This window comes from Bacillus sp. V33-4 (assembly GCF_002860225.1).
Taxonomy (GTDB): domain Bacteria; phylum Bacillota; class Bacilli; order Bacillales; family Cytobacillaceae; genus Bacillus_BJ; species Bacillus_BJ canaveralius.
In genome coordinates, this window is sequence record NZ_PGVC01000006.1 from 26,260 (window position 1) to 49,980 (window position 23,721).

At 42.9% G+C, this 23,721-nt stretch carries 20 protein-coding genes; 10 read left to right on the forward strand and 10 right to left on the reverse strand.

Annotation, left to right across the window (positions count from 1 at the left end):
* Window positions 1-115: 115 nt before the first annotated feature.
* A complete protein-coding gene (locus CVD23_RS03015; protein WP_101665145.1) occupies window positions 116-1,129 on the reverse strand; it encodes a DUF1646 family protein in 1,014 nt (337 codons plus the stop codon).
* Between the two features lie 403 nt (window positions 1,130-1,532).
* Between CVD23_RS03015 and addB the strand changes: the two genes are divergently transcribed.
* Entirely contained in the window at window positions 1,533-5,054 is a 3,522-nt protein-coding gene (addB, locus tag CVD23_RS03020) for a helicase-exonuclease AddAB subunit AddB (protein WP_101665146.1), read from the forward strand.
* A complete protein-coding gene (gene addA, locus CVD23_RS03025) occupies window positions 5,023-8,793 on the forward strand; it encodes a helicase-exonuclease AddAB subunit AddA (protein WP_245917452.1) in 3,771 nt (1,256 codons plus the stop codon). The genes addB and addA overlap by 32 nt, the downstream gene beginning before the upstream one ends.
* A gap of 115 nt (window positions 8,794-8,908) precedes the next feature.
* Here addA and CVD23_RS03030 read toward each other — a convergent pair whose 3' ends face one another.
* From CVD23_RS03030 to CVD23_RS03055, 6 genes are all read right to left on the reverse strand, one after another.
* Window positions 8,909-9,127: a spore germination protein gene (locus tag CVD23_RS03030; protein ID WP_101577679.1), complete on the reverse strand. Its 219-nt coding sequence runs from the start codon at window positions 9,125-9,127 to the stop codon at window positions 8,909-8,911.
* Window positions 9,128-9,195: 68 nt separating this feature from the next.
* On the reverse strand, window positions 9,196-9,564 hold the full coding sequence (locus CVD23_RS03035; protein WP_101577680.1) for a spore germination protein GerPE: 369 nt from the start codon (window positions 9,562-9,564) through the stop codon (window positions 9,196-9,198).
* Window positions 9,565-9,747, reverse strand: coding sequence for a spore gernimation protein GerPD (locus CVD23_RS03040; RefSeq protein WP_101577681.1), 183 nt, complete (start codon window positions 9,745-9,747; stop codon window positions 9,565-9,567).
* Entirely contained in the window at window positions 9,744-10,361 is a 618-nt protein-coding gene (gene gerPC, locus CVD23_RS03045) for a spore germination protein GerPC (RefSeq protein ID WP_101665147.1), read from the reverse strand. The genes CVD23_RS03040 and gerPC overlap by 4 nt, the downstream gene beginning before the upstream one ends.
* A 46-nt stretch (window positions 10,362-10,407) precedes the next feature.
* Window positions 10,408-10,653, reverse strand: a complete 246-nt coding sequence (locus tag CVD23_RS03050; protein ID WP_101665148.1) for a spore germination protein GerPB — start codon at window positions 10,651-10,653, stop codon at window positions 10,408-10,410.
* Window positions 10,654-10,668: 15 nt separating this feature from the next.
* Window positions 10,669-10,890 (reverse strand): spore germination protein, encoded by a 222-nt coding sequence (locus tag CVD23_RS03055; RefSeq protein ID WP_101577684.1) that lies wholly within the window; start codon window positions 10,888-10,890, stop codon window positions 10,669-10,671.
* 241 nt (window positions 10,891-11,131) lie between these two features.
* Here CVD23_RS03055 and CVD23_RS03060 point away from each other — a divergent pair, with 241 nt between their 5' ends.
* The 6 genes from CVD23_RS03060 to CVD23_RS03085 all read left to right on the forward strand — a co-directional run bounded on the left by CVD23_RS03060 (window position 11,132) and on the right by CVD23_RS03085 (window position 16,133).
* Window positions 11,132-12,724 carry a long-chain-fatty-acid--CoA ligase gene (locus CVD23_RS03060; protein WP_101665149.1) on the forward strand — a complete coding sequence of 531 codons (1,593 nt, stop codon included), beginning with the start codon at window positions 11,132-11,134 and terminating at the stop codon, window positions 12,722-12,724.
* Window positions 12,725-12,911: 187 nt separating this feature from the next.
* Complete coding sequence (locus tag CVD23_RS03065; RefSeq protein ID WP_101665150.1) at window positions 12,912-14,102, forward strand: DUF418 domain-containing protein; 1,191 nt, start codon at window positions 12,912-12,914, stop codon at window positions 14,100-14,102.
* A 41-nt stretch (window positions 14,103-14,143) separates the two neighbouring features.
* The gene (locus CVD23_RS03070; RefSeq protein ID WP_101665151.1) at window positions 14,144-15,052 is read left to right on the forward strand and encodes a fumarylacetoacetate hydrolase family protein; all 909 of its coding nucleotides are present in this window, start codon (window positions 14,144-14,146) and stop codon (window positions 15,050-15,052) included.
* A gap of 89 nt (window positions 15,053-15,141) precedes the next feature.
* A complete protein-coding gene (locus CVD23_RS03075) occupies window positions 15,142-15,501 on the forward strand; it encodes a YisL family protein (protein ID WP_101665152.1) in 360 nt (119 codons plus the stop codon).
* Window positions 15,502-15,627: 126 nt separating this feature from the next.
* A complete protein-coding gene (locus tag CVD23_RS03080) occupies window positions 15,628-15,834 on the forward strand; it encodes a hypothetical protein (protein ID WP_101577689.1) in 207 nt (68 codons plus the stop codon).
* Entirely contained in the window at window positions 15,831-16,133 is a 303-nt protein-coding gene (locus tag CVD23_RS03085) for a spore coat protein (protein ID WP_101665153.1), read from the forward strand. Before CVD23_RS03080 ends, CVD23_RS03085 begins: the two co-directional genes overlap by 4 nt.
* Window positions 16,134-16,236: 103 nt before the next feature.
* On the opposite strand, the gene CVD23_RS03090 is transcribed toward CVD23_RS03085, so the two are convergent.
* Complete coding sequence (locus tag CVD23_RS03090; RefSeq protein WP_101577691.1) at window positions 16,237-16,800, reverse strand: DUF2777 domain-containing protein; 564 nt, start codon at window positions 16,798-16,800, stop codon at window positions 16,237-16,239.
* A 169-nt stretch (window positions 16,801-16,969) separates the two neighbouring features.
* Here CVD23_RS03090 and asnB point away from each other — a divergent pair, with 169 nt between their 5' ends.
* The gene (gene asnB, locus CVD23_RS03095) at window positions 16,970-18,817 is read left to right on the forward strand and encodes an asparagine synthase (glutamine-hydrolyzing) (RefSeq protein ID WP_101665154.1); all 1,848 of its coding nucleotides are present in this window, start codon (window positions 16,970-16,972) and stop codon (window positions 18,815-18,817) included.
* A 75-nt stretch (window positions 18,818-18,892) separates the two neighbouring features.
* Here asnB and CVD23_RS03100 read toward each other — a convergent pair whose 3' ends face one another.
* Window positions 18,893-20,245: an MATE family efflux transporter gene (locus CVD23_RS03100; protein ID WP_101665155.1), complete on the reverse strand. Its 1,353-nt coding sequence runs from the start codon at window positions 20,243-20,245 to the stop codon at window positions 18,893-18,895.
* 52 nt (window positions 20,246-20,297) lie between these two features.
* A complete protein-coding gene (locus CVD23_RS03105) occupies window positions 20,298-22,055 on the reverse strand; it encodes an alpha-glycosidase (RefSeq protein WP_101665169.1) in 1,758 nt (585 codons plus the stop codon).
* A 337-nt stretch (window positions 22,056-22,392) separates the two neighbouring features.
* Between CVD23_RS03105 and CVD23_RS03110 the strand changes: the two genes are divergently transcribed.
* Window positions 22,393-23,667, forward strand: coding sequence for an extracellular solute-binding protein (locus tag CVD23_RS03110; RefSeq protein ID WP_101665156.1), 1,275 nt, complete (start codon window positions 22,393-22,395; stop codon window positions 23,665-23,667).
* The last annotated feature ends 54 nt before the right edge of the window (window positions 23,668-23,721 follow it).

Genomic DNA, 23,721 nt, shown 5'->3' on the forward strand with positions numbered 1-23,721 from the left:
TCAACCTAATCAATCACGTATAAATCTTCCTTCTTATAAACTCGAATTTATCAAGAAACCCCCTTACTCAAAAGATTCAAAACAAATCTTTTAGCCATTTACAAGTAATGAAAAATCACTCCCCATACAAGATCACCACAAAATAAACAACCATCGTCATCAATCCGAACGGAACGCCGAATTTTGCCCATTCTGTGCTGGTAATGTTCAGTTTGCCAGCGGAGATGATATTGGGAATATTTCCGGGAATCAGCATGCCGCCGCTCGTAATCAGGCCAAGTAAAATTGCTTTGATGGCCATGTAGTCCATCGCCGGACTAATTTCGGCAGCTGCCAGGGTGGCGTTATCAAGAATCGCAGAAATCATATTGATCCAGTACAGCAAAAATGGATTGAGTTGAAGCATGTACATATTGATCATCGGTTCGAATCCGGCGCCAAGCAGCGTCAAGCCCATTACAAACAGATAGATCTTTATAGAACGATTAAGAATTTCCTGGTACGTTTCAGCCTTGCTAAATCCAGACAGTCCTTTTTTATGCGGCTGAGGCTGAATAAATAGGGCCGCAAAAACACCCATCATCAATACCCCAATCATTACCTCCGGCCCTATCAGCCTGAACAGAAGCAGGAAATCCCCATTCAGTTTGCTGACGACAATTGTTGAAAGCGGCTCGCCAATTGGTGTTAAAGTGGCTCCCAAGCCGATTGAAAAACAGGAAATGATCACAAGCCGCAATTCCGATTTTCGATCTAATCGGAGGAAAGTGACGATATTTACAAGGACTAATGCGGCAATGATCGCGGTGATGACACTTGAAAGGAAGCCAAGGACAATGACGACGAGGGCGAAGAATAATGGATAAGGTATGGATTTACCAGTTTTGCTAACTAAGTTTTCAAAAGGTCTTAACAGCCATTTGAACAGCAAACCCGCAATAAGAACGGTTATTGCAATTTTAATAGGGTCTTCCAATGCTTTCACCATCAAAGGCCTGTCCAACACCCCGCTGAACAAAACGGCAGCAACCCCCATTGAAAATAAGAAAATTTCGAGGTTATCCTCAACGGCTTTCATTGTAAATGGAAGCACCAGCACAAGCAGTAGAATAATGATTAATCCAGTCATCTTTATACCTTCTCAATTGTTAATTTAATATAATTCCAAAAGAACCATCCAAGCTTGTCTAATATGTACTATATTATGGGCTGAAAAGAAAAATGACCCCGTAAATCATTTAGCAGGAACTATTTATGTTATAGTGCCTTCAAATTATAGAGCTGTATAAAACGATAGGAACTAACGTTCGCTATGTAAGCGGTAAATATGATATCATAAGTTTAGTTGAAATCATTTTTACAACTAAGAACTTTAGCTGCGCGCACATGTGGGAAATCTCAAACCATAAAAAGCTGAAAAGCATTTAGAATGAAACCAGTTACTATTTGCCAAACGCAGGCGATAAAATTTTAATCATATGCTGTGCTAAAATAATATAAGAGAAAGATAGCTTTATTAGGAGGATGGGGAGATGTCTGTTCGACTATTAATCGGGCGTTCCGGGAGCGGTAAGACGGAGACATGCCTGAATGAAATACGCGAGAGATTATTTCAGGAACCGGATGGCGATCCGATAATTTATCTTGTACCGGAACAGATGACATTTCTTTCGGAGTACAGGCTTGTGACAACGCCTGACCTGGGGGGAATGATCAGGGCGCAAGTGTACAGCTTTACACGTCTTGCATGGCGGGTCCTGCAGGAAACGGGCGGCATCAGCCGTTACCATTTAAACAGCATTGGAATAAGCATGCTGATTCGAAAAATTATTGAAGAAAACAAAGACGAGCTCACCATCTTCCAGCGTGCTGCTGATAAAAACGGTTTTATCCAGCAGATGGAACAAATGCTCACAGAGTTTAAGCGGTATTGTATAAATCCGGAGGAACTCGCTGAAAAGCATGCAGCTTTGGCTGAGAATGAACAACAAAAACGGATTGATATTCAGGATAAGCTTCATGACCTTGAATTAATATATAACCATTTTGACGAGGCAATGGCCGGCAAATATACCGATTCAGAGGATTACTTCAGGTTGTTCACCGAACAAGCCGCTTCATCTGGATACTTGAAGAACGCCGAAGTGTATATTGACGGGTTTTACAGCTTTACCCCCCAGGAGTACTTGGTGATTCAGCAGCTTATGAAGCATTGCAAACGGGTAACGATTACGCTGACGCTTGATCAACCATTTCATGAAACAGCCCCGGATGAGCTGCATCTGTTTAGAATGAGCGGTGAAACTTGCCAGACGCTGTATGAAATCGTTAAGGCTGGAAACATTGAGCTGGAGCCGGAATTCATTTTAAACGAGCAAAAGCGCTGGGAGCATCCATCACTTAACCATCTCGAAGCGCATTTTGATACAAGGCCTGCTCAAGCTTTCCAGGGAGCGGCCGCTGTTACGATCGTACAGGCAGCCAATCGAAGAGCGGAACTGGAAGGCGTCGCCCGTGAAATTAAGCATTTAGTCCGCGATAAAGACTATCGTTTTAAAGACATAGCTGTTTTAACGAGAAACGGCAGTGACTATCATGAAATTATTGAAACGATTTTCCATGATTACGGCATTCCTTATTTTATCGATCAAAAAAGAACGATGCTGCATCATCCGTTGCTTGAGCTGATTCGCTCAAGTCTTGAAGTGATCGTTGGAAATTGGCGTTATGAGCCTGTATTCCGTGCCGTTAAAACGGAATTATTATATCCGCTTACCTCTAATCCGGCGCAGCTTCGTGAACAAATGGACAGGCTTGAAAACTATGTGTTGGCGTACGGGATTCAAGGAGACAAGTGGACGAAGCGGGAGCGCTGGGTTTATCGGCGCATCAGGGGCTTGGAAAACGAGGCTATCGCCCAGACTGATGCGGAAAAACGGGCGGAGCAGGAATTAAATGAGCTTCGGCTTTTGATTACCGCCCCCATTTTAAGAATGTCAAGGCGTTTGAAAAGGGCGGAAAATGGCCGTGATCTTAGTGAAGCGGTTTATCTGTTTGTTGAGGAGCTTGATATTCCGGCAAAGCTTGAGCAATGGAAGCTGGCAGCAGAAGAGCAGGGGAATCTTGTCAGAGCACGTGAGCATGACCAGGCCTGGGATGCCATTATTGCCATGCTTGACCAGTTTGTTGAAATGCTTGGTCAAGAAAAAGTGCCGTTAAAGCAATTTGCCTCGATACTCGATGCCGGTATGGAGGCACTGAAATTTTCGCTTGTACCGCCCGCTATCGACCAGGTGCTTGCTGCTGATTTGGAAAGGTCGCGGTTATCTGATATAAAAGCGGCGTTTGTGATTGGCCTGAATGAAGGAGTCCTGCCTGCAAAGATCAACGAGGAGGGCATCCTTGCCGATGAAGACAGAGAAGCCCTGCTTGCGGGCGGATTAAAAATCGCTGCAAGCAGCAAAACGAAACTGCTTGATGAGAATTTTCTCGCTTATAAAGCTTTTATAACCCCTTCGAAGCAGCTTTATTTAAGTTATCCGCTCGCCAATGAAGAAGGAAAAGCATTGATGCCGTCCCCCTATATTAAGAGAATCGTTGATTTGCTGCCGGAAGCGCGCCACGATTATTTTGTGGTCGATCCTTCCGAGCTTCCGGAAATGGGACAATTGGAATTTGTCTCAGGGGAAACGACTGCGCTTTCCTATTTAGCGGGCCAAATGCAGCTCAAGAAACGAAATTATCCGATATACGATTTTTGGTGGGATGTATACAACTATTACATGAAAAGTTCGGAACAGAAAAAAACCGCGTATAAAGTTTTGTCCAGTCTCTTTTATGAAAATAAAGCAAGGCAATTGTCAAGGAACGTGAGCAGTGGGCTATATGGAGATCATATTCAGGCAAGTGTTTCGCGAATGGAAATGTTTAACAGCTGCCCGTTCTCACACTTTGCCCAGCATGGCCTGAAACTCCGTGATCGAAAAATATTCAGGCTTGAAGCCCCCGATATCGGAGACTTATTTCACGCTGCATTAAAGCATATTTCAGAAGCTGTCAATGCAAGGAATTTGTCATGGTCAAGCATGACGAGGGCTGACTGCGAAATGCTTGCCAAAGAAGCGGTTGAGAAACTGGCGCCAAAATTGCAGAATGAGATTCTTTTAAGCTCAAACAGGCATTTTTACATTAAGAGAAAACTTGAAAATATTATTAGCCGGGCGTCCTATATTTTGAGCGAGCATTCGAAAGCGAGCGGGTTCGTTCCGATCGGTTTGGAGCTTGGGTTCGGGCTGAAGGAACAGCTGCCTCCGTTATCATTTTCACTTAAAAATGGTGCGAAAATGGAATTGGCTGGCCGGATAGACAGGGTCGATAAAGCAGAGAACGAAGATGGGGTTTATTTAAGGGTAGTCGATTATAAATCAAGTGAAAGAGACTTGAATTTGAGCGAGGTTTATTACGGCTTATCTTTACAGATGCTTACTTATCTCGATATCGTAATCAGCCACGCTGGCTCGCTCATCGGTACTGAAGCGAGTCCAGCCGGTGTTCTATATTTTCATGTTCACAATCCGATCATCCAAACGTCAAAAATGCTTTCTCTGGATGAGATTGAACGCGAAATCTTTAAAAAGTTTAAAATGAACGGTCTGTTGCTCGGTGATGAAAATGTACTTAACTTAATGGACCGGTCGCTTGATTCGGGGGAATCCTTGATTGTCCCGGCCGGAATAAAGAAAGACGGGACACTTTCAAAACGCTCTAAAGTGGCAAGCAGCGCGGAGTTTGCCCGGCTGACAAACCATGTCAGAAACATATATGAAAAAACGGGCAATGAAATTACGGAAGGTATTACCGATGTATCCCCGTATAAGCTGAAGAATAAGATTCCGTGCACATTCTGCTCCTTTAAGTCCGTCTGCCAGTTTGACCAGTCAGTCGAGGGCAATAACTACCGGATTCTGAATCCGAAGCAAAAGGACGATGTGCTTGAGATAATTCGAGGGGAGGATGAAGGGATTGACGAATCTCCAAATTCCGGCGAAGCCTGACAACGTCACCTGGACCGATGACCAGTGGAAAGCGATCGCGGCAAAGGGAAAGGACATTTTAGTCGCTGCCGCGGCAGGCTCGGGAAAGACGGCTGTTCTTGTTGAAAGAATGATCCGCAAAATAGTTGATGAGCAGGACCCAATCAATGTCGATGAACTGTTGGTTGTGACTTTCACAAACGCATCCGCTGCTGAAATGAGGCACCGGATTGGTGAAGCACTTGAAAAAGCGATTGAGGAACAGCCGAAATCAATCCATTTAAGAAAGCAGCTAAGCCTGTTAAACCGTGCTTCAATTTCGACATTGCATGCTTTTTGCTTAAATGTAATCAGAAAATATTATTACTTAATCGATATTGACCCAGGCTTCCGGATTGCCAATGAAACAGAAGCTCAGCTGTTGCGCGATGAAGTGCTTGATGAGCTTTTTGAAGAAGAATACGGGAAAGACGGTAATGATGCCTTTTTTGCTCTTGTCGACACATTCACGAATGACCGAAACGATGCTGCACTACAGGACATTGTCCGCGAGCTTTATGATTTTGCCAGGTCGAATCCTTCTCCTGAACAGTATCTTGCTTCAATTATTGCGATGTATGATGTTGATGAATCGGCTTTGATTGAAGATCTGCCTTTTGTGAAGTCTCTCTTATTTGATATTGAGCTTCAGCTTGAAGGAGCGATGCAGCTTCTTGAACAGGGGCTCGAGCTAACCAGGCTTCCAGGCGGGCCAGCCCCACGCGCGGAAAATTTTGTCGAAGATATCGAAATCGTCCACATATTAATGGCTGCAAAAAATGATTCCTGGGAGACGCTATATCAGGCGATGCAGTCATGGTCTTTTTCGCGGGCAAAAACATGCCGCGGCGATGATTTTGATCAAGAATTGCTGGACCGTGCCCAAAAGCTGCGCGAAAAGGCAAAGAAAATTTTACAGGAAATCCAAAATGAACTTTTTTCAAGAAGGCCTGAAAGCTTTATAAAGGATATGCGGGAAATGAAGATTCATATCGAAACACTCGTTACCCTTGTCAGAACCTTTTCGGAACGATTTCAAAGGGTAAAAACAGAAAAGGGACTCGTTGATTTCTCCGACCAGGAGCATTATTGCCTTGAAATTTTAACCGGAGGAATGAAGGAAGACGGATTGAGATTTCCTTCTGAGGCTGCCGAAAGTTATCGCAATCATTTTAAAGAAGTGTTTGTGGACGAGTACCAGGACACAAACCTGGTTCAGGAAGCGATTCTTAAGCTCGTTACGAAGGATAGTGAAGAAGCCGGGAATTTGTTCATGGTTGGGGATGTGAAGCAATCCATTTACCGATTCCGGCTTGCCGAACCAAATTTATTCCTCGGAAAATACAACAGATTTTCGACTGAAGGAAAAAAATCCGGACTGCGCATTGACCTGGCAAGGAATTTTAGAAGCCGGAAGGAAGTACTGGACGGGACCAATTATTTATTTAAGCAGTTAATGGGTGTCAAGGTTGGCGAAATTGACTACGATGAAGCGGCCGAGTTAAAAAAGGGCGCAGCTTACCCGGAAGACATCGAGCATCCGGTTGAAGTTTTGCTGATTGACCAATCCGGAGAAAACAATGAAGCTGAACAGCAGGAAGATGACCTGGCAGCCTATGATGCCGAAGAATTTGAACAGGTCCAGCTTGAAGCGAGACTGATGGCGACAAAAATTAAGGGAATCATTGGCGAAAGACTGCCTGTTTTTAATGCAAAAACAAAAATGGATAGGCCGGCAGCATACCGGGACATCGTTATTTTGCTGCGTTCGATGACATGGGCGCCGCAAATAATGGAAGAGTTTAAGCAGCAAGGAATTCCTGCTTATGCAAATCTTTCAAACGGATATTTTGAAGCGACAGAAGTGGCGATTATGATGTCATTGTTGAAGATCATCGATAACCCAATTCAAGATATTCCGTTTGCATCTGTCCTGCGTTCACCGATTGTTGGCTTAGATGAAAATGAGCTCGCGCAGGTTCGGATAAGCGAGCGAAGGGGATCGTTTTATGACGCATTTGTGAGCTTTTGCCGGGCAAAACCGGGACACGAAGGGGAAGAGCTTCATGAAAAAACAAACCATTTCCTTGAGCAATTGACAAACTGGAGAAAGAGGGCCCGCCAAGGTTCACTTTCCGAATTGTTGTGGAGCTTGTACAGGGAAACTCATTTTTTTGATTATGTGGGTGGTTTACCGGGCGGAAAGCAGCGCCAGGCCAATTTACGGGCACTCTATGACCGGGCCCGCCAATACGAGTCAACATCTTTCCGGGGCTTGTTCCGCTTTTTGCGTTTTATTGAACGGATGATGGACCGCGGCGATGATCTCGGTGCAGCACGGGCGCTGGGCGAACAGGAGGATGTCGTCAGAATCATGACGATTCACAGCAGCAAAGGCCTCGAATTCCCAATCGTATTTGTCGCTGGTCTTTCACGGAAGTTCAACGTCATGGACATAAGAAAGGCTTTTATGCTTGATAAGGACTTTGGGTTTGCGGCTAAATATGTCGATGCCCAAAAACGGATTTCTTATCCATCACTTCCACAGCTTGCCTTCAAACGGAAAAAGAAGATGGAGATGCTTGCCGAAGAGATGCGTGTGCTTTATGTGGCGTTAACAAGAGCGAAGGAAAAACTGTTTTTGATTGGGTCTGTGAAAGATGCCGAAAAAACGATTCATAAGTGGTCAGCAGCAGCTTCGAATCAAAAATGGCTTCTATCCGAGTTTGAGCGGGCGTCCGCGGGCAGCTATATGGATTGGATCGGCCCATCAATAGTCCGCCATCGCGATTTCCAGGTTTTCGGGCCGGAAGGAAGCATCATTAGCTCGTTTTCAAATGAAGAGATCGCTGGACATCCTTCCTGCTGGAGAGTGCAGGTTGTCACTGCAGAAGAAGCGGCCGGACAGCGGGAGGAAGCGATGGTGAAGCAGGATGATTTGCTGGCGAAAGTGGCAGCAGGGGAGACTGTCGATGTTGTTTCTCCGTTTTCCGAAATCGTCAATCATCAACTGTCATGGAAATATGAACATGCTGAGGCAGCCGTCTATCGATCCAAACAATCGGTTTCTGAAATAAAACGGCAGGGCGAAGCATTTGCTGAGGAGAGCAGCACGGAATGGTTGCGCCAACTCAAAAAGCCGATATTGACACGGCCGAAGTTTATGCAGGAAAAGTCACTTACACCTGCGGAAAAGGGAACAGCGATGCATATGGTCATGCAGCAGCTAAACCTTCGCCTTCCCTTGACCGAACAAAGCATAAAAGAACAAATTAAGGTCATGCAGGAAAAAGAATTGCTTACGGAAGAACAAGTTTCCGTTATTGAAGCAGACCTTGTCGCACAATTTTTCATGACTGATTTAGGTAAAAGGCTGATAGGCGCATCAAAGATAAACCGCGAAGTCCCGTTTAATTTATCACTGTCCGCAAAAGAAATTTATCGTGATTGGAAAGGGCAGGAGGAGCGCGTTTTTGTGCAGGGGATCATCGATTGTGTGTTTGAAGATGAGCAAGCTACAGTGCTGATTGACTACAAAACAGATCAAATTCATGATCGATTTAAAGGGGGCTTCGAGGAAGCGAAGCCAGTGCTTGAAAAAAGGTATAAAGTGCAAATAGATCTGTATACGAGAGCACTTGAGCAAATTTTCAAAAAGACAATTGAAGAAAGATACCTATTTTTCTTTGATGGCGGGCACATCATAAAACTTGATAAATAAGTCAGTTGCTTAAGGCAAACAGGCGATAACCGTGAGTGGTTATCGCCTGTTTAATTTGTTAAGGTAAAAGCGGCAAATCCGGGCGCGTGAGGTTTTTCCGAAGGGAGCAGAAAATTTAGGCGTTGCCAACAACAGGCTGGTCCAACAGATTTGTATCAATCACATTGTTGATATTTATTCCGTTATTCGTAATGATAAAGCCCCCTGTGTTCGACGCGCCGGCTCCCGAGACCGATTTAGATGCATGCTTTGGGGAGATATATACGGCATCGCCAAACTGGACGATCCCGCTTCCAACATTGATAATCTGCACTGGACCAATTATGGCGGGCATATATAACATCCTTTTCTGAATGATGACCTTGTCCGGCTCCGATAATATCATGTGACAATATTGTGCAATTAACGGGGTCTCAATTGCCGGATATGTTTGATCCTCGATTCTAAAGATATGTTTTGGCTGTTTCCAATATGGAGAATAGATGAAGCAGAAATTCCGAGAATATCTATTTTTTTCACTTTTAGGACAGGAAAGATGTGGGATGTTTGCTGCACAAGTTGTTCCCGTATTGGCATGAACGGAATCGGTTTATTGAAAACAGGGTAAGCAGAAAAGCTTCCTTCATCACTATAAAAAACTTCCTCTTCCCGCTGGACTGCAATGGCACGGGAAAACCCGTTGATGATTTCTGAATCTCCCAACTGGATGACCGAGGAGTATGATACTGTGGTGACCTTCAAGTCTGTTACATAGGAAGTCCGTTGCAGCATTTATCGCACATCCGGGGTTAACGGCACAAACGGGCCAATAATTAACGATTCAGCCGGAGTATCAAAGGCAGAGGCAAGCTGAATCGTGTTTGCATCCCCGACCATTAACAGCGAAGAACTCGACACCCCAATCACCTGTATATGTCCTACGCAAATCTCCCGGTTCAGAACATGGAAATTCATTCTGTTTTCATTCCTTTCACAGTATCGGGCAAATGATTTAGGAAGGTGTATACACCTCTATTGATTTCCTCTTTCAGCTGAACAATAATTTTTTCTCTGTATTTTTCGAAATACTCTGGAGACCTTTCAGCAGGAATATGTTGATTGATAAAATGTTCAATCCTGGCTGGAAGCTGTTTTTTTATGTCATCCTTTATAAAGGAAGTATACGAATCATCTAAACGCAGGTTCAATTGGTTTTTTGCTTCATCAACGATCGATTTTAAGTCTGAATCGATATAGTTGTTCATGTGCTCCTCGATATCGACGACCATTTGCATCCGCTCTTTAGGTGAAAAAGGAGTACTCATTTGGTCATTGTTAACGGAAAAATCTTCGATCCCCTGCAAATCGGTTGGATTTAAACCAATATTAAGCGTGCCTTCAAGGGTTTCTACCTTGAGCTGGTCAAACTTATATTCAATCCTTTCAACCCGAATGGATGGCTTTTCCTTCAAGTCTTTCATTTCATTCTCCAGAATCGCCATTGATTTTGCCAACGCGCGAATTTTCTTGTCTTGAGCCTGAACAAAATTATGCAGATGTTGAAGGTACCGGTAAAACTCCTCGTTCATGAATACCACCTCACATGTTTGTCCAGTTGACCAAATTTTCTTCGCATTACAAATCCTGGCTGACTCTGCCTCTCGCTGTTGTCAAAGGCACTGCCGGACTTTCAAAATGTGTTCCGGTTTCGAAATCGGGCGCTTCAGCTTCCGGCGCAGGCTCCATAAACCCTCCGGTGTTGCTTAAATAAGAAACAGGTTTAATAATCCCGGAACTGCCGATCTGCAATACTGCCGAATTCATAATACTGTCAATTCGGATCAAATTGATGTGAATTGACTGTTGAATATAAAAATTCATCGCTATCACCTGCTGTTATGCATTTAAATATGGACCTTGATCGATCGCATCCCGGTCAAAAGTGTTGGTTGAGCTCCGCTTGTTGTATACATTTAAACCGTTACCGGTATTAAAGGAACCTGCCCCGGAGAATGTCTTGGCCGTCGATACAGGCATTATTTTATAAACATCGCCAATGTTAAAGACAGAACTGCTCCCGATTGAAATCACTTGGACAACTCCTACAATTGCCGGCATGGTCTACACCCTTTAAAGTAAATTTCTTTAATATCGTATGTGCAAGGACCGGAAATGTGATTAAATCGCCCAACTTTATAGGCGTTAACTGTCATCAATAAAGAGGAATTGAAGCTGGATGAAAGAATTTGTTCGGAAAAAAATATCAAATAGACATATTACGACAAAAAAACGGGTAAAAACCTGCCATAATAAATGTATATTTTGAAAGCGTTTAATTTTTTCTAGGGAGGGGATAAGGATGAAGGTGCCATTAGTTCTTTCGCAATTTTTGGACAGGGCTGTATCATTGTATGGTTCAAAGAGAGCGATTTTTGGCGATAAACATGTTCTTACATACAAGGAACTAAATGAAAGAGTTCATAAGCTTGCGCACGGGTTAACAAACCTGGGAGTAAAAAAAGGTGACAGGATTGCATATCTCTCCGGAAACACAGTTGAAATGTTTGAAGGGTTTTACGGCGTATTCCTGACCGGCGCCATAATGGTGCCGCTTAACACCCGATTAAAGCCGGATGATTATTTATTTATTTTGAACCATAGCGAAACAACCATCTTGTTTGTTGATCGCACGCTGTACAACTTGATCGTACCTGTCAAAGAAAAACTGACAACAGTCAAGACGATCATCGTCCATGAAAACAAAAATGAATATGCTGAAATGGATTATGAAAATTGGCTTACAGGTCAACCGGCAAATTCTTTTACGAGAACAGCAGTGGATGAAGATGATATTTGCAGTCTTTTGTATACTAGTGGAACAACCGGCAATCCGAAAGGAGTCATGCTAACCCATCGCAACAATTATTTGCACGCTTTAAGCGCGATGCACCATTTGCGGGTAAACGATGAGGATGTTCTGCTGCATGTTCTTCCGATGTTCCATGTTAACGGCTGGGGTTCACCATTTTACTATACTGCGAACGGTGCGACGCAAATCTGCCTGAGGAAAACGTCTCCCGAGGAAATTTTTGCAGCCATTGAAAAACATGGAGTAACGGTCATGCACATGGCTCCGACGGTATTGAATTCATTGCTCCAGTATAATGAACAACATAAGCCCGCAATCAGGCAGCAAATTCGGGTCGTTATTGCAGGTTCCGCTCCTCCGCCGGCATTTGTGACGCGAGTAGAAAATGAACTGGGCTGGGAGTTTATTCAAGTCTACGGGATGACTGAGTCGTCGCCTTTAAGCACCATTTCGCTGATCCGCTCCCATTTAAAGGATCTGCTGGCAGACGAGCAGAATCAAGTGAAAGCAAAAACGGGCTTTGCGATGATTGGCTGTGAAGTGAAGGTAGTCGATGAAAATGGTGACGAAGTGGCCCATGACGGCAAACAGATCGGCGAACTCATCACAAGAAGCAATGGAGTCATGAAAGGGTACTGGAAAAATGAAGAAGCGACCATGGAAGCGATTCGCGACGGTTGGCTTTATACCGGTGATATGGCAATGGTCGATCGCGAAGGGCATATTGAAATTGTCGACCGCAAAAAGGATGTCATTATTAGTGGCGGTGAAAATATTTCTTCAATTGAAGTCGAAGGTGCTCTGTACGACCATCCAGCTGTATTGGAGGCTGCTGTTGTCGCCGTTCCGCATGAAAAATGGGGTGAAACGCCGCACGCGTTTGTCGTGCTGAGGGACGCGGAAACTTGCACAGAAGCTGATCTTGTTGCTTTTTCACGGGAAAAGTTGGCCCATTTTAAAGCGATTACAGGAGTGACATTTGTTGAGGAGCTTCCGAAAACAGCTTCCGGGAAAATCCAGAAGGTCCATCTTAGAGACGATTACTGGAAAGCGCAAGGAAAAACAGGTCGGTTTGTCAACTAAGACTGCTCGTTCATGGGCAGTTTTTTATATCGTGAATATTGAAGAATTGAAATTTACGAGCGTAACTCGCAATTTACGATGATCGCCAGCCAGAAATTACGATGAACTCCAGAGCACATTATAATCACTTTTCCCGCTTTTTCAGGTATAATGAATTTCACGACTTTTCTAAAAAAGGGATGATGCCATGCCAACAATAAATAAGAGAATCACCTCGATCGACACGATGAGAGGCGTGGCGATATTGGGGATCTTTCTTGTTAATATGATGTCCTTTCATTCGCCAATTCTTTATATTGATCCATTGCAATGGTGGAATGAACCAGTGGACAAAGCAGTGTACGTTGTTATCGACGTTTTTGCACAAGCCAGCTTTTACCCGTTATTTGCGCTCTTGTTTGGTTATGGACTTGTGATTTTACGGGAGCGTGTACTCGCAAGGCAAGCAAATTTTACGCCGATCGCCTTGCGCCGGTTGTTTCTTCTATTAATGATGGGCATCATCCACGCCTTCTTCATTTGGCACGGCGATATTTTGATTACTTACGCGGTGTTCGGCTTTATCGCACTTTTATTTTTAAAACTACCAGGAAAAGCTTTAATGCTGACAGGAACTTTGCTCTATACAATCGCAAATATTATTTTCGGCATACTGGTAATCGGCATGGTGATGTTTACTCCTGAAGCTGAGTTAACGATGTATGATCATGCTGCAGCGGCATTATCCCAGCAAATTTATCAGGAAGGCAGCTTTAGCGAGATTACGGTCCAACGGGCAACTGATTGGTATATGGTGAATAACTTTGTATCGTTTTTCTTAATGCTGTCTTCGATTCTTCCCCTGTTTCTGATCGGTGCTGGAGCAGCGAAGCTGAAATGGCTGGAGCATCCTGAAGAGCATAAACAGAAGCTCGGGAAGATTTTGTTCGTGACGCTGATAAGCGGTTTACTTATTAAAATATCTCCCTACTTACTGGGCAGAAATGTGGCGAGCGAATTTGTACAGGATTTTTTTGGCGGGGCGCTCCTGGCAATCTCATATGCACTGATGGTTGCTTTTGCCGTAAGAAGACCAGCAACTGCAAAATTGCTCATGCCGTTTGCAACTGTCGGCCGGATGTCGCTCAGCAATTATCTGCTCCAATCAATCGTCTCGACGCTGATTTTTTACAGCTATGGCCTTGGTTTTTACGGCGATATTTCCCTTGCAGGCGGGACGGTTCTTGTCGTGTTTATTTTTGCCTTTCAAATAATCATAAGCCAACTATGGATGAAACATTTCTTATATGGCCCGTTCGAATGGTTATGGAGATGTTTTACCTATCTAAAACTGCAAAAATTGAAACGAACTGAGATGATCGAGTTGAAAAAATCATGATATTAAAAACAGCTTTAATAATGACTTAGTGGGGTGTTCAAATGAAATTTGCAACAGCAAAGGATCAATTAGGAGTTTTTGTTGGCATGGTCGATAACAAGGGAGAGCGTATTCTTCCTTTAAACCGAGCGGAAAAAATAAGAACAGGCTCGAATGGATTTCCTGAAAAGCTGATCGAATGTATCTCACTCGGGGAATCGTTCATTGCAAAAGCAGCAGCCCTTGAGGCATGGGCAAGTGAAAACCAGCGGGAAGCCGAACTTTATATACCAATTGATCAAGTAAAATTGTTAGCACCGATCCCGCGCCCCGCGAAAAATATTTTCTGTGTAGGCAAAAACTATGCAGAGCATGCGATTGAAATGGGCAGCAAAGAAGATATACCGGAGCATATTATGGTTTTTACAAAGGCGCCTACTACAGTGATTGGCCACGAAGACACCATTTTGAATCACGCACACGTGACAAACGAACTCGATTATGAAGGGGAGCTTGCCATCATTATCGGAAAGAAGGGTAAAGAAATCCGTAAAGAAGAGGCTCTTGACTATGTTTTCGGGTATACGGTATTGAATGATGTTACCGCAAGGGACTTACAGACACGGCACAAACAATTTTTTATCGGAAAAAGCCTTGATGGCTCCTGCCCGGTTGGACCGTGGATCGTTCATGCGTCAGCTCTGCCGAATCCAAATCACTTATTCATCCAGACAAAGGTCAACGGAGAGCTGAGGCAAAATTCCAATACGGAAAATTTTATTTTCCCTGTTGAAGAAATTATTTCGGTTTTGTCCCAAGGAATGACCCTTGAACCGGGGGATATTATCGCAACCGGAACACCGGCAGGAGTTGGGAAAGGATTTCGTCCTCCTCGCTTTTTGCAGCCAGGTGATCTGATCGAAATTGAAGTAGAGGGAATTGGAAAACTTGTCAACAAAGTAGAAAGCTAGATTTGCCACACTGGGACCAGCTTATTTTTAGGTTTTTCCCTGTGAATATGTTATGATGATATCGAATTTTACATAAGGGGGATCTGTGCATGACCACGCATTTTCATATTACCGCATGGTTTTTAGCGCTTGTTTTGTTTTTCGTGGTGCTCGGATTGCATAAAAGCGGGAATCAAAAAGGCTCTAAAATAGTACATATGATCTTAAGAGTATTGTATCTTTTGATTATTGCTACCGGAGCTGAGTTTTTATTTAGAATCGAAAACGTTACGTTAGCCTATATCCTAAAAACCGCAGTCGGACTTTGGGTAATTGCGATGCTTGAAATGATTTTAATTCGCACAAAAAAGCAGAAGAAAACATCTACTTTATGGGGACAATTCATTGTTGCCCTTGTGCTAGTCCTTTATCTCGGACTCAGCCTGCCAATCGGATTTGATTGGTTCTAATTAGCATAATATTTCAGGAAACTGCCAGTTCATGTCGGGCAGTTTTTTTGTTTGGCCGCGACGAATAAAGCTGATTTTTTCTACAAAGTATAAACAAGTAGCTATAACGATTAGGGAGTGAAAATAATGACAAAGTATCTCGGCGTTCATGAAACTTTGGAAGCTCACGAAATATTGACCTTCAAAAATGTTTGTTTAACAAAATCCCACACAATGAGTGGATTAGCGCAGGACGAAGAGCTTAAGGCATTGCTTGCCGGTGATGTAGAAGTCAACAGGGCGCACATTCAGCAGTTGCAGGAGTTATTAACAAAACAGGAGGCGCTTTCATGAATAAAATTTTGCGGAACATGACTGGAATGGGCGGAATGACCGATCAAGTGATTGCGACGGACTTTTTAAATACAGCAAAATCAGGTGTCAGAAATCTTTCGATGGCCATTACTGAATCTGCCACGCCGGAGCTAAGAACAGCGTTTAGGCAGCAATTAAATTCAGCAATTGAGACACACGGAAAAATCAGTCAATATATGATTTCAAAAGGGTATTATCATCCGCATCGATTGGACGAGCAACTACAGGTCGATATGAATATGTCCGAGACGGCGATGAACCTCACTCAACAGCAATAATGTAATAGAGAACACTGTATTAATAACAAAAAAGAAGAACTTCACATTCGGAGTTCTTCTTTTTGTCCTGCTAATACCTGAGTTGAAAAGTCTCCAACGATGATTATTTTGAAATTTTTTCAATGACCATGCGCTTTCCGCTGTTTAATGTGAATTCGAAGCGATCATTGCTGTTTTCGTAATAGTAAAAATGATGCTGGACGGCACAAATGTGGTCTTGATTGTCAAAAACAAGGAAATTAACACCGCTTTTTCGCTTTTCATCGTTCAAAAAAGATAGGTGGTTGTAACAATAAATACAGTCAAATGCCGAAAAGTGCAGGGAATTAAGCGTCGTAATGAACTGAAAAAAAGCATCATCGTTAATGCCTTCCAGCAATTGTTCAAGTGAATAAATTAGATGCTTGCGCATTCTAACACGATCCTGACTATTTAAGTAAATGACCTCATCTGCAAGTCCGATTTTTCCTTCTTCAAACAGAATACCTTTCTTCCAGCGATTATAACGGAAAACCTGGATTTCTTGGTGGAGATAGTCATCGAGCATTGTTGCTTCTTCCGTTTCACCATCAAAAAAGATCCATTGATCGTTAATGTACTCAATGGTTCCTTCTGTATATGCCCTCGTTTGACATTCAAAAAGCCTTGTTCGCTGCTGTCGATTCATGGTATAACCTCCGTCATTAGTTGCCTCACCATCCTTTGTAGACAGTTTAACCCGTTTTTATAACTCTCTTTCTTTAATTTAGGCTGTTAACCATTTTTGCCGGATTGCATACACTGAAAGCACGCTAACCTGCGCCTATTATATTTTCCGCTCAGAAAGGATGATCACAATGTGTGGAATTACCGGCTGGATTGATTTTGCCAGGGACATGAACAAAGAGAAGACAGTTATCGAAACAATGGCGGCAACTTTGTCAAAACGAGGTCCGGATGATACGAATGTTTGGACTTGTGCGCATGCCGGATTTGGTCATAAAAGGCTCGTTGTTGTTGATCCTGCCGGAGGAAAACAGCCAATGACAAAAGAAAAATATGGTAAAAGGTTTACAATTTGCTATAACGGTGAACTTTACAATACAGAAGATCTGCGTAAAGACCTGATATTAAAAGGATATTCCTTTAAAGGTCATTCTGATACAGAAGTATTGCTGACTGCCTATATGGAATGGGAAGAAAAATGCGTCGAATATTTAAACGGTATCTTTGCCTTTGCGATATGGGATGAAAAAAGGGCGCAGCTGTTTATTGGCAGGGACCGGCTAGGTGTTAAACCGCTTTTCTTTATTGAAGCCAAGAACGGATTGTTGTTTGGATCGGAACTAAAAGCGTTATTAACCCATCCTGATGTCACTGCAGAGCTTGACCGCGAGGGCCTCTCAGAAATTTTTGGACTCGGTCCGTCCCGCGTTCCTGGCAGTGGGGTTTTTAAAGGAATTAAAGAGCTGCGGCCGGCACATTGCCTTCGCTTTAGCAGGAATGGTTTGAAAACTTATCGTTACTGGAATGTTAAAAGTGAGCAGCACACTGATAATTTGCAGGAAACGGCTGAAAAAATCCGCTTTCTTGTGACCGACGCTGTTACCAGACAGTTGGTTTCCGATGTGCCGCTCTGTACCTTTCTATCGGGAGGGTTGGATTCGAGTGCGATAACAGCAATTGCTGCAAAACAGTTTGGAAAAGAGGGAAAAGGGAATCTTCATACGTACTCAATTGATTATGAGGGAAACGAGCAGTTTTTTACGGAAAGTGAGTTTCAGCCAAACTCAGACGCCCACTGGATTCAATTAATGACAGATTCATTTCAAACCATTCATCATAAGTGCATTATTTCACAAGAGGATGTGGCTTGGTACCTTGAGGAAGCGGTGCTGGTCAGGGATCTGCCGGGAATGGCTGATATTGATTCGTCTTTATTATGGTTTTGCAAAGAAATTAAAAAAGACTTTGTTGTCAGTCTTTCCGGTGAATGTGCCGATGAAATTTTTGGGGGATATCCATGGTTTCACCGCAGCGAAGACTTAAACCGGAATGGATTTCCATGGATGCGCTCTACGGAAGAACGGCAAAATCTTTTAAAAGATCACTGGAGAACCAAGCTGCAGCTTGAAGTCTATGTATCTCAGAAATATCAAGAAACCATTCAAGAAACACCTCGTTTAGATGGTGAAAGCAATGAGGATGCAAAAAGGAGAGAAATATTTTACTTGAATATCCTCTGGTTTATGACAACCTTACTTGATCGGAAGGACCGAATGAGCATGGGAGCAAGCCTGGAGGTCAGGGTTCCGTTTGCAGACCATCGCCTTGTTGAGTATGTGTGGAATATTCCCTGGCAATTAAAAATGCACGGCAACAGAGAAAAGGGCATCCTTCGCAAGGCCTTGGAGGGTATGCTTCCGGATGAAGTGCTTTACCGGAAAAAGAGCCCTTATCCGAAAACCCATCACCCGACATATACTAAGGCTGTTCAAAAAATGCTTTCCGGGATTTTAAGGGACAAAAGCTCGGCATTATATGAGTTTTTTGACGCAAATCAATTAAAACAAATCGCTGATTCTGGAGGATCCGCATTTACTGTACCGTGGTACGGCCAATTGATGACAGGCCCGCAACTGTTAGCCCATTTAGCGCAAATTCACATCTGGTTTGAAAAATACAACATTCAAATTGTTGATTAAATGGCAGAAAGAAGCTCCTTTTCAGGGCTTCTTTGTTTCTTTCCTTTTCACACAAGATTGGACCCGAACGAATGATCATGCCGATTCGGACGTAACAAAAGAATTTTTCACCCAGACCCTTGATTTCCAACGCCACAGCATCAGCAATCCCCTTAACCATTCATCAGCAATGAATGCGATCCAAATGCCGACTAAACCGAGCCCAAAATAGATTCCTAACAGGTATGATAGTGTTACACTAACTCCCCACATCGAGAGAATTCCCATATAAACCGGGAATTTTACATCTCCAGCAGCACGAAGAGCATTAATAACGACCAAATTAAATGAGCGCCCTGGTTCTAATATGATTGTCAGCAATAACAGGCTGCCGCCGACTTTGATAATCTCTGAATTTGCAGTGAAAACCCCCATTAAACTATCGGAAAAAAACGAGACTGCCACTGCGCCACTAAACGACATGAGTATCGCCAGTTTTAAACTTCTTAAGCAGCGTTTATATGCTTCTTCATATTGTTTTGCCCCAATCATATGCCCAATCAAGATTTGCGTACCCTGGCTGATGGCAACGCTAAACAGAAAAATAAACATCATGATATTTTGTGCATACACTTTTGATGTTAATGCTTCTGTACCTAAAATCGCAATGAAGTAGGTGATCACGATTTGCGACCCGTTATAGGACAAATGCTCACCGGCAGAGGGAATGCCGATGCCGAGCAAGTTTTTCATATGAATCTTCGGAAATTTTAAAAGCAGGTGAATAGGAAATGAATCAGGAATTCGTTTAAACAAAATAATGACAGCCGCAATAAGTCCAATAATCCTGCTTACAACCGTTGAAATAGCAACACCTTCCACACCCAAAATTGGAATGCCAAACGGGCCAAATATAAACAGGTAATTACCGATTACATTTAGAATATTCATGCCAATCGTGATGTACATAACATCTTTTGTAAAACCGTAGCTGCGGACAATCGCACCGATCGTCATAATTGCAGCCTGAACAAAAGAAAAGCCGCCGACAATGACTAAATAGATGTTAGCTTCATCTAAAAGTTCTTCGGGCAAATCCATGATTCGCAGCAGCGGTTTGCTGAAGATTAAGACAGCAATGCTTAGCAGAAGGCCGAAGCTAAGGTTTGCACCCAGCGAGACAGCCGCTATTTCTTTGGCGGTCTGGAGCTGTTTTGCACCCAGATTTTGGGCAATTAAGATCGCTGTCCCCGTTGCAATAAAGCCAAACATGACGATAACAAGCGACAAAATTTGGTTCGATACGCCAACGGCCGCAACAGAGTCATCCGAATATTGCGAAAGCATCAGTGTATCAGCGTTACCCATTAGCATATGTAACAGAATTTCGATAAAAATAGGCCATGTTAAGGCAAAAAGTGTCATTTTTTTCTTTGCTGTCTTTCCCATGTGCAGGTCCCCTTACCAGTCAGTCTTAAGCAACAGCTTAAGACTGACTCATTTAAAACGTTAAGATCGCATAATCATATCGAGCCAGAGACACAAACAAATCATCGGCCTCGGCTGCGAATTCAGAGCCATTTTTTAGATCGGTAATTTTCCGGCTTTTTAAAGGAAAAGGGAGCGTGTATTTTTGTTGTTCAGCAGAATTGTTACAAATGACAACCACGAATTTTTGTCCATCCGTTTTCGAAAAAGCGATCACCTGACTGTCTTCATTTACCGGCAAGAAGGTTAGCTGGCCCTTGTTGGCAAGCAGCTTCTCTGTTGCGCGCAGCTTGATTAGTGCCTGGATGAGAGTAAACAGCTCCCTGTTTTGTTCTTCTTCCGCCCATGGCATACATTTTCGGCAGCCTGGATCCGTGTCACCAGTCAAGCCGATTTCATCGCCGTAATAAATACACGGCGTCCCGGTAAATGTCAGCATAAACGCATATATTAATTTTGCTTTTTGCACATCCTCGCCGCATTCAGTCAGGATTCGCTTTGTGTCATGGCTGCCGACAAGATTAAAGACTGTTTCATTTATCGTTGCAGGGTAAAGCTGAGTAACGGTTGTCATATTGTCAGTAAACTCCGCTGCACTGATATTTTCCTTCGCAAAAAACTCAACAACATTCGTGAGAAACGGATAATTCATCACTGCATCAAATTGGTCCCCGCGCAGCCACGGCATCGAGTCATGCCAGACTTCACCCAAAATATATACATCCGGCTTAATCGCTTTCACCTCGCGGCGGAAATCGCGCCAAAATTGGTGGTCGATTTCATTGGCGACATCAAGTCTCCAACCATCAATATCAAACTCCCTGATCCAGTAGCGGCCGACTTCCAATAAATACTCCTTTACATCAGGATCATACGTATTTAATTTGGGCATCGACTCGACAAACCCGAATGTAGCGTAATTTGGCCGGTCCCCGCCTTTTAAAGGGAACTCGGAAATATGAAACCAATTTGCATACTTGGATGCGGCTCTGTTTGTTAATACATCCTGAAAAGGTTCAAAGTGGTAGCCGCTATGGTTAAAAACGGCATCAAGCATGATCCTGATTCCGTTCTCATGGCACTTGTCTACCAGTTTTTTAAATGTTTCTTTGTCGCCAAATTGCGGATCAATTTCAAAGTAATTGATCGTATCATATTTATGGTTCGAATATGCTTTGAATATCGGCGTGAAATAAATACCGGTTATGCCCAGTTCTTTTAAATAATCAAGATGGTCGAGGATGCCTTGAAAATCTCCGCCAAAAAAATTGGCTGCCGATGGTTGTTCGCTCGCCCAGACCTTCGTATTTTCCGGGTTAATCGATTCGTCCCCATTCGCAAAACGCTCAGGAAAAATTTGATACCAGACTGTATCCTTGACCCATTCAGGAGCTCGAAAAACCTCTGTTTCATGGAGATAGGGAAAGCAGAAATAGTAGCCGGAATCTTCAGGCGGCTCAGTAAAGAATCCTTTTTCTGTGTATAAAATCTGCTCGTCTTCGTTCTTTAAGAAAAAACCGTAACGCAGTCGCTTCGCTGGTGGCTTTACTTCAATTTGCCAATAATCAAACAAGGCATCTGATCCTGTCTTGCTTAAAGAAGCCTCATATGTAGCCCATTTATCATCGATCCACTCAAATGGATCGCCGTACAATAAATCAATTTTTTCTACATTATTTTTTTTCGTGCGAATCCGAATGTGCAAAGCATCCTCACGAACAGGATAAGCAAAGGAATCTGTAGGTCTGTGGTATACGGCTGAAACATCGATCATAATTTTCTCCTTTCAATGCAATCGGTTGCATTTTTTGGCACACTTTCTTAAAAGGTAGCAAAGAATCTCTGATCATTCAAGCCATACCTTTGTTAAAAAGTGAAAATATTTTTTCTCTAATTCTATGAAAACGGTTGCTAAAAGTAAAAATATAGGTATAATGAAAGTGAAGTTTGTGCAATCGTTTTCACAAAACAATTAATACATCGAAAGCTGAGTTTAATAATGGCAATGATTTTAGATTCATTTGGTAACGCTTATAAAATTGCCATTATTGACTGTTGGCACAAACGTTGTATGAAACTACTAAATATTACATATGGAGGGGTTAAAGGTGAAGAAGGCATTATCAATTTTTATGATGTTTGTATTATTATTGGGAGTTCTTGCTGCTTGCGGACCTAAAGAAGTCGCAGATACTGGTGGAGAAACAAAAGATGGAGAGGCAGCGAATAAACCGGAAAAGTTAATTGTTTGGGAAGATCAGGATAAGGGCGTTGCATTAGAGGAGGCTGCTAAGAAATTCGAAGAAGAACATGGCATTAAAATAGAATTTAAAGAATTCAATATCACAAAAATGCAAGAAAACCTTGCGCTTGACGGGAACACCGATAAAGCACCTGATGTGGTTACCATGTCACATGACGGTGTAGGGCCTTCCGTTGTCAAAGGGTATATTAAAGATTTGGAAGTAAGTGATGAGATTCTTGGACAGTTTACTGATTCATCTGTAGATGCTCTTACATATGAGGGAAAACTTTACGGTCTTCCAAAAGCAACTGAAACACCAGTATTTATATATAATAAGTCCCTCATTAAACAAGTACCTGCGACAATGGATGAGGTGTATGAATTCTCAAAAACAGTAACAAAAGACGGTAATTACGGATTTTTGGCAATTTGGGATGATTTCTACCACGCTCACGGCGTATTTGCAGGATTTGGCGGTTATACGTTTAGCGAGAAAGACGGCAATACTGACGTAACAGATATTGGATTGAATAATGACGCTTCTGTTGAAGCTCTGGAGTATATCAATAAGTGGTATGCAGAGGGATTATTCCCACGTGGAATTATCGGTGAAAAGTCAAACGATCAGATGAATGGTTTATTTAAAGAGGGAAAAGCCGCAGCTGTTCAAAACGGCCCATGGGCATTTAAAGATTATAAAGACGCAGGCGTTGATTTTGGAGTGGCGTCAATGCCTAAGCTGCCAAACGGTGAATCTATTAAAACATACATGGGTGTCAAAGGATGGTTTGTGACAAATTTCAGTAAAAACGAGGATTGGGCTCAAAAATTCGTTGAATTTATTACGAATGAAGACAATGCCACGAAGCGGTTTGAATTGACAGGGGAGATCCCTCCACTTAAATCACTGATGGAAGACCCTGAGTTCGTAAAAGCAAATGAAGGGGCAGCTGCAGTCATGGAGCAATCCCAAAATGCTGTACCTATGCCGAGTGTGCCTGAAATGGCTGAAGTATGGGATCCAATGAAAAATGGAGTTCAAACAGTGATTACAGGCAAAGCAGAAGCGAAAAAAGCACTTGATCAAGCTGTGGAGCAAATCAAACAGAACATCGAAGCGAATCACGGCGGCAATTAATTATTACTGGAAGCGGTATCCCCCCACATGGGATACTGCTTCAATTTATTAAAC